Annotated in this window: 15 protein-coding genes; 5 read left to right on the plus strand and 10 right to left on the minus strand. The window is 54.7% G+C overall.

Annotated elements, in window-relative coordinates; translation table 11 throughout:
* Positions 1–16: 16 nt before the first annotated feature.
* Genes Q0824_RS13110 through coxB form a run of 4 tightly spaced genes read right to left on the minus strand, consistent with a single transcriptional unit; the run spans position 17 to position 4,308 of the window.
* On the minus strand, positions 17–904 hold the full coding sequence (locus Q0824_RS13110) for a cytochrome c oxidase subunit 3 (protein ID WP_298451365.1): 888 nt from the start codon (positions 902–904) through the stop codon (positions 17–19).
* 16 nt (positions 905–920) lie between these two features.
* The gene (locus tag Q0824_RS13115) at positions 921–1,529 is read right to left on the minus strand and encodes a cytochrome c oxidase assembly protein (protein WP_298451368.1); all 609 of its coding nucleotides are present in this window, start codon (positions 1,527–1,529) and stop codon (positions 921–923) included.
* A gap of 13 nt (positions 1,530–1,542) precedes the next feature.
* Positions 1,543–3,126, minus strand: a complete 1,584-nt coding sequence (gene ctaD / locus Q0824_RS13120) for a cytochrome c oxidase subunit I (protein ID WP_298451370.1) — start codon at positions 3,124–3,126, stop codon at positions 1,543–1,545.
* A gap of 57 nt (positions 3,127–3,183) precedes the next feature.
* Positions 3,184–4,308, minus strand: coding sequence for a cytochrome c oxidase subunit II (gene coxB, locus Q0824_RS13125; RefSeq protein WP_298451373.1), 1,125 nt, complete (start codon positions 4,306–4,308; stop codon positions 3,184–3,186).
* A gap of 205 nt (positions 4,309–4,513) precedes the next feature.
* Between coxB and Q0824_RS13130 the strand changes: the two genes are divergently transcribed.
* From Q0824_RS13130 to Q0824_RS13145, 4 genes are all read left to right on the plus strand, one after another.
* A complete protein-coding gene (locus Q0824_RS13130) occupies positions 4,514–5,842 on the plus strand; it encodes an MATE family efflux transporter (protein WP_298451376.1) in 1,329 nt (442 codons plus the stop codon).
* 198 nt (positions 5,843–6,040) lie between these two features.
* A complete protein-coding gene (locus Q0824_RS13135) occupies positions 6,041–6,691 on the plus strand; it encodes a hypothetical protein (RefSeq protein ID WP_298451379.1) in 651 nt (216 codons plus the stop codon).
* A 50-nt stretch (positions 6,692–6,741) separates the two neighbouring features.
* Positions 6,742–6,972 (plus strand): DUF1653 domain-containing protein, encoded by a 231-nt coding sequence (locus Q0824_RS13140; RefSeq protein ID WP_298451382.1) that lies wholly within the window; start codon positions 6,742–6,744, stop codon positions 6,970–6,972.
* A gap of 114 nt (positions 6,973–7,086) precedes the next feature.
* Positions 7,087–8,409 carry a Na+/H+ antiporter family protein gene (locus Q0824_RS13145; protein WP_298451384.1) on the plus strand — a complete coding sequence of 441 codons (1,323 nt, stop codon included), beginning with the start codon at positions 7,087–7,089 and terminating at the stop codon, positions 8,407–8,409.
* A gap of 459 nt (positions 8,410–8,868) precedes the next feature.
* Here Q0824_RS13145 and Q0824_RS13150 read toward each other — a convergent pair whose 3' ends face one another.
* Together Q0824_RS13150 and prlC are read right to left on the minus strand one after the other, a co-directional pair.
* A complete protein-coding gene (locus Q0824_RS13150) occupies positions 8,869–9,120 on the minus strand; it encodes a YheV family putative zinc ribbon protein (protein ID WP_298451387.1) in 252 nt (83 codons plus the stop codon).
* Positions 9,121–9,176: 56 nt separating this feature from the next.
* Positions 9,177–11,222 carry an oligopeptidase A gene (gene prlC, locus Q0824_RS13155; protein ID WP_298451389.1) on the minus strand — a complete coding sequence of 682 codons (2,046 nt, stop codon included), beginning with the start codon at positions 11,220–11,222 and terminating at the stop codon, positions 9,177–9,179.
* 289 nt (positions 11,223–11,511) lie between these two features.
* Between prlC and Q0824_RS13160 the strand changes: the two genes are divergently transcribed.
* Entirely contained in the window at positions 11,512–12,048 is a 537-nt protein-coding gene (locus Q0824_RS13160) for a gamma carbonic anhydrase family protein (protein ID WP_298451392.1), read from the plus strand.
* Here Q0824_RS13160 and Q0824_RS13165 read toward each other — a convergent pair.
* The 4 genes from Q0824_RS13165 to aroE are packed head-to-tail and all read right to left on the minus strand — an operon-like array spanning position 12,045 to position 14,879.
* On the minus strand, positions 12,045–12,356 hold the full coding sequence (locus Q0824_RS13165; RefSeq protein ID WP_298451395.1) for a PA4642 family protein: 312 nt from the start codon (positions 12,354–12,356) through the stop codon (positions 12,045–12,047). The genes Q0824_RS13160 and Q0824_RS13165 overlap by 4 nt on opposite strands.
* 32 nt (positions 12,357–12,388) lie before the next feature.
* Positions 12,389–13,222, minus strand: a complete 834-nt coding sequence (locus Q0824_RS13170; RefSeq protein WP_298451398.1) for a flagellar motor protein MotB — start codon at positions 13,220–13,222, stop codon at positions 12,389–12,391.
* Between the two features lie 4 nt (positions 13,223–13,226).
* Positions 13,227–14,000: a MotA/TolQ/ExbB proton channel family protein gene (locus Q0824_RS13175; protein WP_298451401.1), complete on the minus strand. Its 774-nt coding sequence runs from the start codon at positions 13,998–14,000 to the stop codon at positions 13,227–13,229.
* 51 nt (positions 14,001–14,051) lie between these two features.
* Complete coding sequence (gene aroE / locus Q0824_RS13180) at positions 14,052–14,879, minus strand: shikimate dehydrogenase (RefSeq protein WP_298451403.1); 828 nt, start codon at positions 14,877–14,879, stop codon at positions 14,052–14,054.
* Positions 14,880–14,885 lie beyond the last annotated feature (6 nt).

Genomic DNA, 14,885 nt, shown 5'->3' on the forward strand with positions numbered 1-14,885 from the left:
ACAAACGCCTAGCGCCTCATATGACATATACGAACACAAACAGGCCCAACCAAACCACATCCACAAAGTGCCAGTACCAGGATGTCGCTTCAAACCCGAAGTGGCTATCTGCGGTGAAATGCCCCTTTTGAATGCGTATAAACATGATGATCAGCATCAATGTTCCCAGCATCACGTGAAAGCCGTGAAAGCCGGTGAGCATGAAGAAGGTACTGCCGTAAATGCCGGATTGCAGCGTAAGGTTAAGATCCTGATAGGCATGCATGTACTCTTCGGCCTGGAAAAACAGGAACACCAGCGCCAACAGGATGGTCGCACCCAGCCAGATTTTCAGTTTCTTGCGGTTGTCCGCTTTGATGGCGTGATGGGCAACCGTGATAGTGAACGACGAAGTTACAAGAAGAATGGTGTTTATCAGTGGTAAACCCCAAGGACCAATAACGGATTCTGGAGCAGGGTAAGCTTCCGGATCCGGGTTATTGATCAACGGCCAGGTAGCCTGAAAGCCTTCCCAGAGCATGTTGGAACTGCCGCGATCGCCCTCACCCCCGAGCCAGGGCACGGCAAACACCCGGGCATAGAACAGGGCGCCGAAAAATGCGGCAAAAAACATGACTTCCGAGAATATAAACCAGCTCATGCCCCAGCGGAATGAACGGTCCATCTGTGGGCTGTAAAGGCCAGAACGGCTCTCTTTAATAACGCTACCAAACCAGCCAAACAGCATGTAAATCATAACCAGTACGCCGGCCCAAAAAATCATCCAGGCAGTACCGGTGCTGTTGCCCTGGTTGCTGTCGACCATGATCGAGGCCGCACCATATAGCATGACCCCAAGGCCCACCGTGGCAACAATAGGCCACTTGCTCTGTTCAGGAACGTAATAGCTCTGATAGTCCGCCATAGCAATCTCCGATGGCTTATCCGTTATCGATTATTGTTTTGTTTGTTGTACTTGTAGTCTTTGTTACGGCTGCCTGCGGCTCGCCCTGATCATAAAGCGTATAAGACAGTGTCAGCTTGGTGATGTGGCTGGGCAGATCCTGGTCGACAATGAATACCAGTGGCATTTCCGTATTCTGGCCCGCGGACAATGGCTGCTGGTTAAAACAGAAGCATTCAGTTTTGTGGAAATACAAGGCACCTTCCGATGGCGACAGGCTGGGCACCGCTTGGCCAACCATGTCCCGATCGGTCGGGTTCTCGGCATAGAAGTTTACCGTCGTGGCCTCTCCGGGGTGAACCTCAACGCTGCGCGCAACCGGTCGGAATATCCAAGGCATGTCCGGCCCGTTCTGGGCCAGAAACTGCACTTTAATGGTACGGCTCATGTCGGCTACTGAGCGCTCGGTAGACTCATAGCGCCCGCTGGTCTTTCCATTAATACCGGTGATTTCGCAGAACACGTCATACAGAGGCACTAGCGCAAAGCCGAAGGCAAACATTCCCGCCACGCTGGCAAGACACCAGCCGATAACCCGCGCGTTGCTGCGCTTGGGTGCCGATTGGTTTGCCGGTTGCTCAGCCATTTTCGTCAGCCTCCTATTTCACATCTGGTGGCGTGGTGAAGGTGTGGTAAGGCGCTGGTGAAGGAACCTCCCACTCCAGACCCTCAGCTCCTTCCCAGGGCTTGGCTGGTGCTTTAACACCGCCTCTGGCGCACTTCACAACAATCAGCAGGAACAGCAGTTGAGTAGCGCCGAACATGAAGGCACCGATACTGGACACCATATTGAAATCAGCGAACTGCAGTGCGTAATCCGGAATCCTCCGCGGCATCCCGGCAAGCCCCAGGAAGTGCATCGGGAAGAAGGCCAGGTTCATGCCGACAAATGACAACCAGAAATGGGTTTTGGCCAGGGTTTCGTCGTACATATAGCCCGTCCACTTGGGCAGCCAGAAATAGGCCGACGCAAAGATGCCGAAGATGGCACCTGGCACCAGTACGTAATGGAAGTGAGCCACTACAAAGTAGGTGTCGTGGTATTGGAAGTCCGCCGGAGCAATCGCCAGCATCAGGCCGGAAAAGCCTCCGATGGAGAACAGAATCACGAAGGCAATGGCAAACAGCATGGGCGCCTCCAACGTGAGAGAGCCCCGGAACATGGTCGCCACCCAGTTGAACACCTTCACCCCTGTGGGTACGGCAATCAGCAAGGTGGCGTACATGAAGAAGAGTTGCCCGGCCAAAGGCACGCCCACAGTGAACATGTGGTGTGCCCACACAAGGAACGACAAGAGCGCGATGGCGCCTGTGGCGTAAACCATGGAAGCGTAGCCAAACAAGCGCTTGCGGGAAAATGCCGGGATAATCTGGGAGATGGCCCCGAATGCCGGGAGGATCATTATATAAACCTCCGGATGCCCGAAGAACCAGAACACGTGCTGGAACAGCACCGGGTCGCCGCCGCCCGCCGCATTAAAGAAGCTGGTGCCGAAGTTGATGTCCATTAGCATCATGGTGACCACACCCGCCAGCACCGGCATTACCGCAATCAGCAAAAACGCAGTGATCAGCCAGGTCCATACAAACATGGGCATTTTCATCAACGTCATGCCCGGCGCCCGCATGTTCAGTACCGTGGCAATCACGTTGATCGCGCCCATGATCGACGACACACCCATAATGTGGATGGCGAAGATAAAGAAGGTCGTGCTTGGCGGCCCGTAGGTCGTAGAAAGCGGCGCGTAGAAGGTCCAACCGAAGTTGGGTGCCCCACCTTCCATGAACAGTGTTGAAACCAGAATCAGGAAGGCACATGGCAGCAGCCAGAAACTCCAGTTGTTCATCCGTGGCAACGCCATGTCCGGCGCGCCAATCATCAGCGGTATCATCCAGTTGGCAAGGCCGACAAACGCCGGCATAACCGCACCAAAGACCATAATCAGGCCGTGCATGGTGGTCATCTGGTTAAAAAATTCCGGCTGAACAATCTGCAGCCCGGGCTGGAATAACTCTGCCCGGATAACCATCGCCATGGTTCCGCCGAGAAGGAACATGGTGAAACTGAATATCAGGTACATGGACCCGATATCCTTGTGGTTTGTGGTCAGCAGCCAGCGGCTGATGCCGCTAGCCGGGCCGTGATGATGATCTTGTGCGTGGGTACCTGCAACCGCACTCATGAAAACCCCCGTTACCGCCAATTATTGTGGCTGGTGATATCTGTTATCTGGCGTTGATTACTGTTGGTTCTTGTAATCGAAGATTTCTTTTGGCGTGACCATGTCACCCATCTTGTTACCCCAGGCGTTACGCTCGTAGGTAATGATGGCCGCAAGATCCGCTTCATTCAGCTGCCCGCCGAAGGCCTGCATAGCCGTACCTGACACACCGTTGACGACAACATCGATGTGCGCGGCCATGTCTCCGGTCGCAATGGCGCTGCCCCTGAGTGCCGGGAATGCCGGTGGCGCACCGCTGCCATCTGCCTGGTGACAGGCAGCACATGCAGTGGCGTAGGCTGTCTTGCCTCGCTCCATCAGCTCTTCCATGGTCCAGTCTTTCTGGGTCAACTCACGCTCTTTCTCGGCGGCTGCTTTCTGATCAGCTACCCAGGTGTTGTATTCCTCTTCCGGCACGGCTTTCACTACCACTGGCATAAAGCCGTGGTCCTTGCCACACAGCTCTGTGCACTGGCCCCGATAGGTGCCCGGCTTGTCGACCCGGGTCCAGGCTTCGTTGATAAAGCCGGGAATGGCATCCTTTTTAACGCCGAAATCAGGCACCCACCAGGAGTGAATGACATCGTTTGCCGTCAGCAGGAAGCGAACCTTCTTACCTACCGGAATCACCATGGGCTTATCCACCTCCAGCAGATAGTTTTCGCCCTTGGCCTGTCGGTTTCTGATTTGGTCTGACGGCGTTGTGAGGTTGGAAAAGTAGCCGAAATCTTCGTTGATATATTCGTACTGCCACTTCCACTGGTAGCCAGTTACCTTGATATCGATATCCGACTCAGTGGTGTCGTACATATCAATCAGGGTAGCGGTGGCGGGAATCGCCATAATGACGAGAATGACAAGCGGTATGAGCGTCCAGAGGACCTCAACCATCGTATTTTCATGAAAATTGGCAGGTTTTGCCCCCTGTGACTTACGATGGGCAAATATAGACCAGAACATGATCCCGAATACCACGGCGCCAATGGCAACGCAGATCCAGAAAATGGTCATGTGTAGATCAAATATATCGTTACTGGTACCGGTTACCCCGGGGGTCATGTTTACCGTCCAGTCCGCCATGGACAGCGCGGGAAACAATAAACCGCCTAAAAGGGCACCTACCCGCTGAGCGTGCACGCGCATACTGTGTCTCCACAGAGTATTATTCTTGTCGGATTTTGCGTAATCCCTCTACTCTTTCTCCGACGCTCGCATTCGCCAGAAATTCGCAGAGTGAAAGCCTGCTTATGGATACATCACCATCGAGTATAGACACAGATCAAAAAAAGACTAAAAAGTCATTAAACCCAAAACGACTAAACACAATCCTTTAAGAAGCAAATCGAATATGACATTCAAGTTGTCGGTTACAGACAGGCGTTTATGGGCACTGGCGTGGCCATTGATGCTCACCAACCTGACGGTTCCTTTGTTAGGTCTGGTAGATACAGCTGTACTCGGGCACCTGGAAAGCCCGGAGTATCTGGGAGCCGTGGCGGTTGGCGCTAACCTGTTCACCATCCTGTATTGGACCTTCGGTTTCATGCGCATGGGCACTACCGGGCTGGCCGCCCAGGCCTGGGGCAAGCGCGACAGCTTCAGCCAGGTTGCTCTTCTTTTGCGCTCGGTGATGTTGGCGGTGGGTATCGGCCTGTTGCTGATTCTGTGCCATCAACCGCTGATTCGAATCGGGCTGGTTCTGATGAACGCCAGCCTCGAAGTAACCGAACTAGCTGCTGAGTATGCGGCTATCAGAATCTGGAGCGCCCCTGCAGTGCTGTGCCAGTACACGCTTGTAGGCTGGCTCATTGGCACTCAGTACGCTCGCGGGCCGATGATCATGCTGATTGTGGCCAACGGCCTGAATATCGTGCTGGATGTATTCTTCGTGACAGTGTTGGGCTGGAACAGCCGGGGCGTGGCCATTGCCACGGTGATCGCCGAGTACGGTGCTGCCATCATCGGTTTTATTATCGTGTTGCAGCGTATGCCCGACGGGCAAAAACTTACCCGGGAGCTATTCGGCGCCCTTGCAGACTACTTAGCCATCTTGCAGGTAAACCGCTACATCATGGTTCGCACCATAGCGCTGTTACTGGTGCTGGCATTTTTTACCGCCCAAGGGGCTCGTCAGGGCGACACCATTCTGGCAGCCAACGCGGTGCTGATTACTTTCCTGCTTCTGATCTCCAATGCGCTGGACGGCTTTGCCAATGCGGCAGAAGCGCTGATCGGAGAGGCTGTTGGCAGAAACAGCAAACGCCGCTTTATGGTGGTGTTTCGCTGCGCGCTACGCTGGTCTCTCTGGGGCTCGCTGTTGCTGACTATTCTGTTCGTCCTCGGTGGCCGGGGGCTGATCGCACTGCTGACCGGTATCGAAGAGGTTCGCACCACAGCCTGGCAATATCTGCCCTGGCTCTGGTTGCTGCCGTTCACTTCCGTATGGGGTTTCTTGTTTGATGGCGTATTCATCGGCGCAACGCGCACCCGGGACATGCAGAACACTATGTTGTTTTCCGCACTGGGGGTATTTGCCCCCATCTGGTGGCTGACCACCGGCTGGGGAAATCACGGCCTGTGGTTTTCTCTGATCTGCCTTATGCTTGCCCGTGCAGCCAGTATGGGTTGGCTTTGCTGGTCGCACACACGTAACGATCGGTGGTTCAGCACCCTATAGTGGTGGGCAAATGTTAACAATTTCTGACACTCCAGAAATCGCAGCTCGCAAAATCTCGTCTACACTTGTCAGAAAAGAAGGGCGCCTCGTGCGGGTAAGTGGTGGCAACCCGCCGCAGCTCAGTTGCCCGGTTCCCCATTGCCCGATACGGGAGGCGCCTTGCGACCTCAAACTGTTCAGACACTGGCATGTCCTCAAATGACTCCACAGGCAGTTCTGGAAATCATTGACCACGCGCGGCGCAAGGAAGCTCGCTCTGGAACCTTTCTGAAGCAGTTGCATAAAAAGGCAGCGGCGTTGCCTTCGGCCGTCACCATTGAGGGCTACCAGCCTGCGGCCTGCCTGTTTCAGTTCGCCATTGAATACATAGAAATGGCACCACGGCTCATAGAGTGTGTGGATGCCTGTGCACAGGAAGCCGGCACCGCCCAGCTGTTTGACCCCTTTGTGAAAGCCGCCATTGGTTACTTCACCGAGCCATCGGTACTGCTGGTGCACTACGATGGCCTGGACGGCCTTCTGATACGCGCCTACCTCTGCCACCGCCTGATGGAAGAGATGCACGAAAACAATCACTCCATCCGAACCGGCGGGCTTGTCGATATAGAAGCAACTCGTGCTAACCTGCTGGTCCACGAACTTATTGGCGAGCCCTTCGCAAACGAACTGGATGACTCAATCACCGTCACCGTGCTGCAAATTGCCGGTACGCCGGATTATTATGAACTCAATCTGGACCCCTTCGTTGAACAGGTAAACAACGACGCCTGGAGCTGGATGCGACGCTACTGGGAAAACCTCCTGACCCGCAATCATATCCGCTTTTCCTTAGGCTCCAACCTGACCTGATTTGGCCATGAACTGCGCCAAGCGCATCCAAAGACTCCCAGGAACTCACTATGACAGACCGAAAAACCGATATCCGACCCGGTCGCTACCGGCATTATAAAGGCATGGATTACGAAGTAATCGATATTGCCCGGCACAGCGAAACCGAAGAGAAGCTGGTGGTTTACCGTTGCCTTTATGGTGACCACAGCCTGTGGGTGCGCCCGCTCAACATGTTCCGGGAAACGGTAAACGTGGCAGGTGAACAGGTTCCGCGTTTTGCCCGGATTGATAAGGACTGACGGTTACACAAGTCCTTTGACTCAGCTGGCCAATTACTGCACATTACCGCGTTTTCATAATATCTGCCTTCCCATGAAGGCGGGATAATCCACCCCCGTACTCGGAGTTTTCCCATGAATGCCGTCGTTGCCGCGGTGCTGATCATGCTCGTGCTGAGTTTGGCCCGCATCCACGTTGTTGTTGCCCTTATCGTAGGCGCCGTATCTGGCGGCCTGATTGCGGGATTGTCTCTTGAAGCCACCATTGAAGCCTTTAACAACGGCTTGGGCGGCGGTGCCACCGTTGCACTTTCGTACGCTACCCTCGGTGCCTTCGCCGTTGCCATAGGAAAATCCGGCCTCGCCCACGCGCTGGCAGACAAAACCCTGGCCATGGTCGGCCAACAGGAAAACAGCACTGCGGCCAAGAGCGTGCGTTACATGATCATCGGTGTGCTGGTGCTGATTGCCCTGTCGTCACAGAACATTCTGCCGATCCACATTGCCTTCATTCCACTGGTTGTTCCGCCCATGCTGTACGTGATGGCGAAACTTAAAATGGATCGCCGCCTCGTTGCCTGTGCGCTAACCTTCGGTTTGATCACCCCGTACATGTTCCTGCCCATCGGTTTCGGCGGCATCTACCTGAACGACATCCTGATGGCCAAAATCAGCACCAACGGCGGTGAAACCGAAGGCCTGAGCGTAATGCACGCCATGGCTCTGCCTGCCTTGGGCATGCTCTGCGGCCTGCTGGTTGCGGTATTCTTCACCTACCGCGGTGACCGTGAATACGACCTGGAAGCCATTACCCGCACCGAGCGCGTAAACGTGTCTTACAGCTCCGGCACATTGTTCATGGCGGTTGTCGCGATTGTGGTCGCCTTCGTGGTTCAGCTCTGGCTAGGTTCAATGATCCTTGGCGCGCTGGCGGGCTTCCTGTTGTTCAACCTTTCCGGCGTGGTTAAGTGGAAAGAAGCCGACGACCTGTTTACCGAAGGCATGAAAATGCTGGCCATGATCGGCTTCATCATGATCGCAGCATCTGGTTTTGCGGAAGTAATGCGTGAAACCGGCGAAATCGCCACCCTGGTACAAAGCTCTGTAGACATGATCGGCAACAACAAGCCCATGGCCGCTCTGCTGATGCTGCTGGTAGGCCTGATGATCACCATGGGCATCGGCTCATCTTTCTCCACCATCCCCATCATCGCCGCTCTCTACGTGCCTCTGGCTCTGGAAATGGGCTTCAGCTCCTTGGCCATCGTTGCCTTGGTCGGCACCGCCGGCGCCCTGGGTGATGCTGGCTCCCCAGCCTCCGACTCAACCTTGGGGCCCACTGCCGGTCTGAACGTAGACGGCCAGCACAACCACATCTGGGATTCCGTAGTGCCCACGTTCCTGCACTACAACCTGCCGTTGCTTGGGTTTGGGTGGTTGGCGGCTATGGTTCTCTGACTTCGTGAACCTTGGAGGTGGCCTTCTTTTGTAGCCTGCCAGTTTGGGGGCTATGAGGTCACGGTGGGTCTTTTCTTCTGGAAAAAAGGAACTCGCTTCGCTCAGACATCTTTTTTCCGCCAGAAAAGACCCACCGCACCCTCTGAGCAGACAGTACAGATATCGTAGGAAACAAATGGGGAGGGTGAGTATTCCTGGCTATGTTTTCAGTGCTGCCAACACTGGATATGAGAAACCAGAGTTTGAAATCTAGAGTATGGAATTCAAACCATACTGAACGAACCGAACTTCCTTATCTTTTAACCTGAATTGCCTCCGCAGTATGAACAAGAGGACGTGGGGAGATGTTTTTCTGCCGGGAAAAAGATGTCTGAGCGCAGCGAGTTGTTTTTCCCAGAAGAAAAATATATCGCCGCGGCCTCGAACACCTCCAAGCCAACAGGCTACAAGCCTTAGTCTTTAGTCCTCACTCCCAGCCTTAAAGAAAACAACCTGCTTAACCGTATGATCGTCAGTGTTCTCACGCTGATTAACCCGAGTCTCCAGTTCCGGATTTTCAGGCTGCTTAGCATCCGATATGGCATCAGTAAAACCACATGCCACACACTCGCGAATCTGCTCGTCGTTGTCGTCGGTGAACATCATAATCTTGTCCATCTCCGCACAGCGGGGACAAACCGCACCGGCTATAAAACGTTTGGGGGTCGCCATAACGTAACTCCAGAATAAGACCCCGGTGGCTGTAACAACCACCGGAGAGGGTTGGATCAGGCTGCTTCGTCTGTGATGCCAGTCTGTTTCAGAAGTGCATCCACCTGCGGCTCACGGCCACGGAACGCTTTGAACAACTCCATTGGCTCCTGAGACCCGCCTTTTTCCAGAATGTTCTCCAGAAACGCCCGGCCGGTTTCAGGATCGAAGATGCCGTTTTCCTCAAACAGCGAGAAGGCATCGGCTGCCAGCACTTCCGCCCACTTGTAGCTGTAATAACCCGCGGCGTAACCGCCAGCGAAGATGTGAGAGAAGGCGTTGGGGAATCGGTTGAACTCCGGCCCGTCCACCACGGCAATTTCATCACGCACTTTGCGGTGCATGTGCAGCGGGTTGGTTGGGGCCTCTTCGGTGAATTCCGCGTGCAGGCGGAAGTCGAACAGGGAGAACTCCAACTGCCGCACCATGGCCATGCCCGACTGGAAGTTTTTCGCTGCAAGCAGCTTCTGCAACAAGTCTTCCGGTAAGGACTCACCGGTTTCGTGGTGGCTGGCAATCAAGGCCAGAGACTCGGGGTTCCAGCACCAGTTTTCCAGGAACTGGCTGGGCAGCTCTACCGCATCCCAGGCCACGCCGTTGATGCCAGACACATCCATGACTTCCACCTGAGTGAGCATGTGGTGCAGGCCATGGCCGAATTCGTGGAACAGGGTGGTTACTTCGTCGTGAGTAAGCAACGACGGTTTGCCGTTCACCGGTGGCGTAAAGTTGCAGGTGAGGAACGCCACCGGCAATTGCAATGCGCCGCGCTGATCGCGCCAGCGTACACGACAATCGGCCATCCAGGCGCCACCGCGCTTACCCTGACGTGCAAACAGGTCAAAGTAGAACCAGGCGATGGGCTCGCCGTTGCGGCTGATGCAGTAGGCGGTGGCATCTTCGTGCCAGGTTTCTACATCTGGTTTGGCTTCAATCTGTATATCAAACAGCTTCTCAGCAACCCGGAACAGGCCAGGCACCACTTTATCCACAGGGAACCAGGGGCGGAGTGTTTCGGGGGAGATGTCATAGCGCTGCTGGCGAAGCTTTTCACTGTAGTAGCCCACATCCCAAGCTTTCAGATCATCCAGGCCGTGCTCATCTTTGGCGAAGGCTTTAAGCTCGGCATAGTCCTTCTCTGCAACCGGCTTGGATTTGGCCGCCAATTCGTTGAGAAAACCCAGTACTTCGTCGGTATCCCGGGCCATTTTCTTGGCCAGTGAGCGTTCGGCGTAGTTATTGAAACCCAGGAGTTTGGCCAGGGCGTGGCGGCGTTTGAGGATTTCGGCCATTACCTGGGTGTTGTCCCAGGTTCCGGCATCCGGCCCTACGTCTGAAGCGCGGGTAACAAAGGCTTCGTAGACTTCGTGGCGCAGCTCACGGTTGTCGCAATAGGTCATGACCGGGAAGAAGCTGGGGAAATCCAGGGTGATCACATAGCCATCCAGTTCTTTCTGGCTGGCAGCCTGCTTGGCGCCTTCAAGGGCCGATTCCGGAATACCGGCCAGTTCTTCTACGTTCGTGATGTGCTTGAACCAGTTTTGGGTGGCGTCCAGCACGTTGTCGCTGAAGCGGTTAGTCAGTTCCGACAGTTCGCGGGAGAGGTCCGCATACTGTTTTTTCTGATCATCCGGCAGGTCGACGCCGCCAAGGTGGAAGTCGCGCAGGGTGTTATCTACGGCTTTGCGTTGGGCTTCGCTCAGTTCGCTGAAGTCATCCCGGGCGGCGAGCTTTTTGTAGGCTTCACACAGGGCTGAGTTCTGGCTGACTTCGGTGCTGTACTCGGTGAGCTTTTCCAGACAGTTTTTATAAACTTTGCGCAGGTCGTCGTTGTTCATCACGCTGTTGAGGTGTGAGATAACGGACCAGGCGTTGCTCAGCTTGTTTTCAAGTGACTGCATGGGTTGAACCAGAGTATCCCAGGTGGGATCTTCGTTCTGGGCCAGGCTGGCGATTTTCACGCGGTTTCCGCTGAGAATCTGGTCAATGGCCGTTTCCATGTGTTCGGTGCGCACGTGGTCAAACTTTGGCAGCAAGTCGTCAGTCAGTAACGGGTTATTCATGGATCCCCTTCTCAGCTGTTCAAATGTGAGGTAGCTTCATTAATATCAATCATCGGAGGAAGACGTCTGTGTGGAGGCTTTGCCAAAACACGCCATGAATACGTCCATGTAGGCTCGGCTCCGCCTCTCACTGCTTAATGCTCCTGCCGCGCAGTGAGAGTCCTGGGCTGGCCATCCATGGCCAGCCCGTGAAGAGCTTTCGCTCTTCACCCATGGCTCCGCACGGTTTTGGCAAAGCCTCCGCACAGCCGCCCCCAACTTCCGGGCAAACGCAACTAAGGTATATGTAATGACGAATATACGTTCTCACAAGGGTATCACGCCAGATTTAGGAGAGCGCACTCTGGTCGATCCCAGTGCGGTAGTGATCGGCGATGTCAAAACCGGCAAGGATTGCTCCATCTGGCCGATGACCGTAGTGCGGGGTGATATGCACAGGATCCGCATTGGCGACCGTTGCAGTATTCAGGACGGCTCGGTGCTCCATATCACTCATGCCAGTGATTTTAACCCGGGCGGCCACCCGCTAACTCTGGGTGACGATGTGACCGTGGGGCACAAGGCTTTGCTACATGGCTGCACCATTGGTAGCCGGGTGCTGGTGGGCATGGGCTGTATCATTATGGATGGTGCGGTGGTGGAGGATGAGGTGATTGTCGCAGCCGGCTGTTTGGTGCCGCCGGGAAAAACACTGGAGTCCGGGCATCTGTATGTTGGCTCGCCATGCAAGAAGGCGCGTGCTTTGTCCGATAAGGAACGCACGTTTTTTGCGTACACAGCGGCCAACTATGTGAAGCTCAAAGATGAGTATCTGGCCGAGGTTTAGTGCTCGGTCGCTGCGCTCCTTTTCGCGCCAGCCAGTTCCAGCGCCCGGGCGTAGTCTGCGCCTTTGTGGTGCTGGGATACGTGGTCCAGAAAGGTTTCACCCGCCTCGTTGGTGGCATTCAGATCACCGCCAGCTTCCACAAAGAAACCTACGAAGCGTCCAAAATCCTCTGCTCTCATGGCTCGGTAGGCTTTAAGCAGGGCGGTGTAGTCAGATCCTTCCTCTTTCTGCTCGCGTGGCAGATGGCTTTTTATACGCTCATCGCTCCACTCTTCGTCCAAAACCTTGGGTTTATCAGGGCCGCTCATAGTCATTCTCTCCTTTCTAGATCAGCTTATGCTCAGGGCAGGATTTCCACCGGCAAGTCGCCGGTTGAGATAGATTCGTCACATTCCGGATCACGAATGGCAATTTCCACGCGGCGGTTCAGTGCCCGGTTTTCCGCGGTGTCGTTCGGGGCCAGGGGGTTGGTTTCCGCTCGTCCAGCTGCGACAACGCGTTCCGCAGGCACCTGCTTGCTCATCACCAGTTCGTGTACCACTGACACCGCACGGGCGGCCGAAAGATCCCAATTGGATCGATATCGGCTGCTGGAGATGGGCCTGTCGTCGGTGTAACCGGAAACCAGAACGTCGCCGGTACAACCCGCCAATACGTCCACCACCCGTTCGATAATGGGGATCATCTCCGGTTTGATAGCTGCCTGGCCGGAGCGGAATGTGGCTTCTTCCGAGAATCGGATAACAACTTTGTTCTGGTCGTAATTGACCACCAAAGCCTCGGAAGCAACTTCGTTTTCAAGCTCGCTTATCATGCGGCTGGCCAGATCCAGCACGCCGCCAGAAATAATGGTGTCTGCTGTTTCTGGCGCTCGCTCATCAATGAATTCAGGTTCCCGGGTCTGGGACTCCGTGGGTTCGGGCAGGGAGACAGTATCAGACTCTACAAGGGTGATCGGCGAGCCGCCTACACCGTCACCCAGCACGTTAGAAGAACCAAAGGCCACGGACATGGAGTTGGCCATGGCTTTGTATTTCTCAATATCCATTTCCGCAAAAGACAGCAGCAGTATAAAAAACGTCAGCAGCAGCGTGGCAAGATCGGCAAAGGTAACAATCCACGCAGGTGTTTGATTGGTCTGCTTGGGCTTTCTGGCCTTCCGGATAGTTTGCAAAACCTCAGGCCTCCCGCTCCGGCACCAGCCCTTTGCGGTGTTCCGGCGTTACAAACGAGGAGAGTAACTCGGTCATCACTCTGGGGTTTTCTCCACGCATAATATTGCGTATGGAGGTGATGATCAGGATCTGGTTACGGCTTTCGTCTTCCGCTTTCAGTTGAAGCTTGTCCGCCAGCGGCAGGGCGATCAACTGAGCAATAAAGGCACCATAAAGCGTTGTCAGCAAGGCAATGGCCATTGCCGGGCCAATGGAAGAAGGGTCGTCCAGGGAGTTGAGCATCTGCACCAGACCCACCAGGGTACCTAGCATTCCAATCGCCGGTGCCGACTCGCCAATACCCCGGAATACCCGCTCCGCCACTTCGTAGCGCTCTGCCATCTGCTGGGATTCCTGTGCCAGCGCCTCTTCAACCATCTCAGGGGGATGGCCGTCTACACACAGGTAAATGGCTTTTTGCAGAAATTCATTGGCGGTACGATGGTTTTCCAGGCCCAGAATGCCTTCTTTACGTACAACCATGGCCAGCTCACCAGACTCGCGAATCAAGTCGGTAGGGCGCTCAACTTTGTCGGTGAAGGCGGCGCTCATGGCCAGGCGAAAGGCACTCATCACCGAAGACATGCGGAATTTTACGAGTGTGACCGCAAAGGTACCGCCAATAACAATGGCCAGCCCCGGCAGATTAAGAAAGGTAAGAAGCGAGGCATTGGCCAGCATTGCCAAAATCACGATCAGAATGCCGGCGACAAGCCCTACGAGGGTAAGAATGTCCATGCATAGCCCTTCATGGATAACATTTGTAGATAGCCCTTACGGGATATTGTCTTAGTCGTTTCGCAATACATCGATAACCGGCGCTGTGTCTGGCTGCACTCCGCGCCACACACGGAAGGATTCAGCGGCCTGTTCAACCAGCATACCCAACCCATCAAATACCCGAACAGCTCCACTATCCAGAGCCCACTGGTTAAACGTGGTTGTCTGCAGAGAATACATCATGTCGTAAACAACGGTATCCACCGCAATCACATTTGCGTTAATGGGTGGTAAGTCCCTCTGCAAACTGGCGCTAGTACCATTGATAATTAAATCAAACGATTGATCTGGCTCATTAAATCCACAAGCGCTTAGCTTAGTAACATTAGCCTCATCTGCAAACAGTGTAGCCAGTGCTTCGGCTTTGGCCACTGTGCGGTTTGCGATCGTCAGCCTGGCGGGCTGCTGTGCCAGCAACGGCCCAAGTACACCACGCACGGCACCGCCTGCACCCAGTATCAGTATGTTTGCGTTTTTAAGCTGAATACCATGATTGACGGTAAGATCCTGCACCAAGCCCTGGCCATCGGTATTGTCGGCCACCAGCTGGCCCTCGCTGTTCTGGTACAGCGTATTGGCAGCACCGGCTTTCTCCGCCCGTGCCGCGCGCTGATCTGCCAGTTCCCAGGCTTGCTCCTTGAAGGGGACTGTTACGTTCAAGCCCTTGCCGCCACCCTCAAAGAACTGGCGTACGGTATCTGCAAAGCCATCGAGGGGCGCCTGAATCGCGGTGTATTCCACAGGTTCGCTCGTCTGCTTTGCAAATAGACTGTGGATCCTTGGCGACTTGCTGTGATTGATCGGGTGGCCGACCACCGCGTATTGCTCGTTGCTCATTTCTAA

The sequence above is a fragment of the uncultured Marinobacter sp. genome (assembly GCF_947488835.1).
Lineage (GTDB): Bacteria > Pseudomonadota > Gammaproteobacteria > Pseudomonadales > Oleiphilaceae > Marinobacter.

Excerpts from the sequence above, each read along its gene's own strand:
- Q0824_RS13110 (WP_298451365.1), bottom strand. The coding sequence starts at position 904 with ATGGCGGACTATCAGAGCTATTACGTTCCTGAACAGAGCAAGTGGCCT.
- Q0824_RS13115 (WP_298451368.1), bottom strand. The coding sequence starts at position 1,529 with ATGGCTGAGCAACCGGCAAACCAATCGGCACCCAAGCGCAGCAACGCG.
- coxB (WP_298451373.1), bottom strand. The coding sequence starts at position 4,308 with ATGCGCGTGCACGCTCAGCGGGTAGGTGCCCTTTTAGGCGGTTTATTG.
- aroE (WP_298451403.1), bottom strand. The coding sequence starts at position 14,879 with ATGAGCAACGAGCAATACGCGGTGGTCGGCCACCCGATCAATCACAGC.
- Q0824_RS13130 (WP_298451376.1), top strand. The coding sequence starts at position 4,514 with ATGACATTCAAGTTGTCGGTTACAGACAGGCGTTTATGGGCACTGGCG.
- Q0824_RS13140 (WP_298451382.1), top strand. The coding sequence starts at position 6,742 with ATGACAGACCGAAAAACCGATATCCGACCCGGTCGCTACCGGCATTAT.
- Q0824_RS13160 (WP_298451392.1), top strand. The coding sequence starts at position 11,512 with ATGACGAATATACGTTCTCACAAGGGTATCACGCCAGATTTAGGAGAG.
- Q0824_RS13145 (WP_298451384.1), top strand. The coding sequence starts at position 7,087 with ATGAATGCCGTCGTTGCCGCGGTGCTGATCATGCTCGTGCTGAGTTTG.
- ctaD (WP_298451370.1), bottom strand. The coding sequence starts at position 3,126 with ATGAGTGCGGTTGCAGGTACCCACGCACAAGATCATCATCACGGCCCG.
- Q0824_RS13135 (WP_298451379.1), top strand. The coding sequence starts at position 6,041 with ATGACTCCACAGGCAGTTCTGGAAATCATTGACCACGCGCGGCGCAAG.
- Q0824_RS13175 (WP_298451401.1), bottom strand. The coding sequence starts at position 14,000 with ATGGACATTCTTACCCTCGTAGGGCTTGTCGCCGGCATTCTGATCGTG.
- Q0824_RS13150 (WP_298451387.1), bottom strand. The coding sequence starts at position 9,120 with ATGGCGACCCCCAAACGTTTTATAGCCGGTGCGGTTTGTCCCCGCTGT.
- Q0824_RS13165 (WP_298451395.1), bottom strand. The coding sequence starts at position 12,356 with ATGAGCGGCCCTGATAAACCCAAGGTTTTGGACGAAGAGTGGAGCGAT.
- prlC (WP_298451389.1), bottom strand. The coding sequence starts at position 11,222 with ATGAATAACCCGTTACTGACTGACGACTTGCTGCCAAAGTTTGACCAC.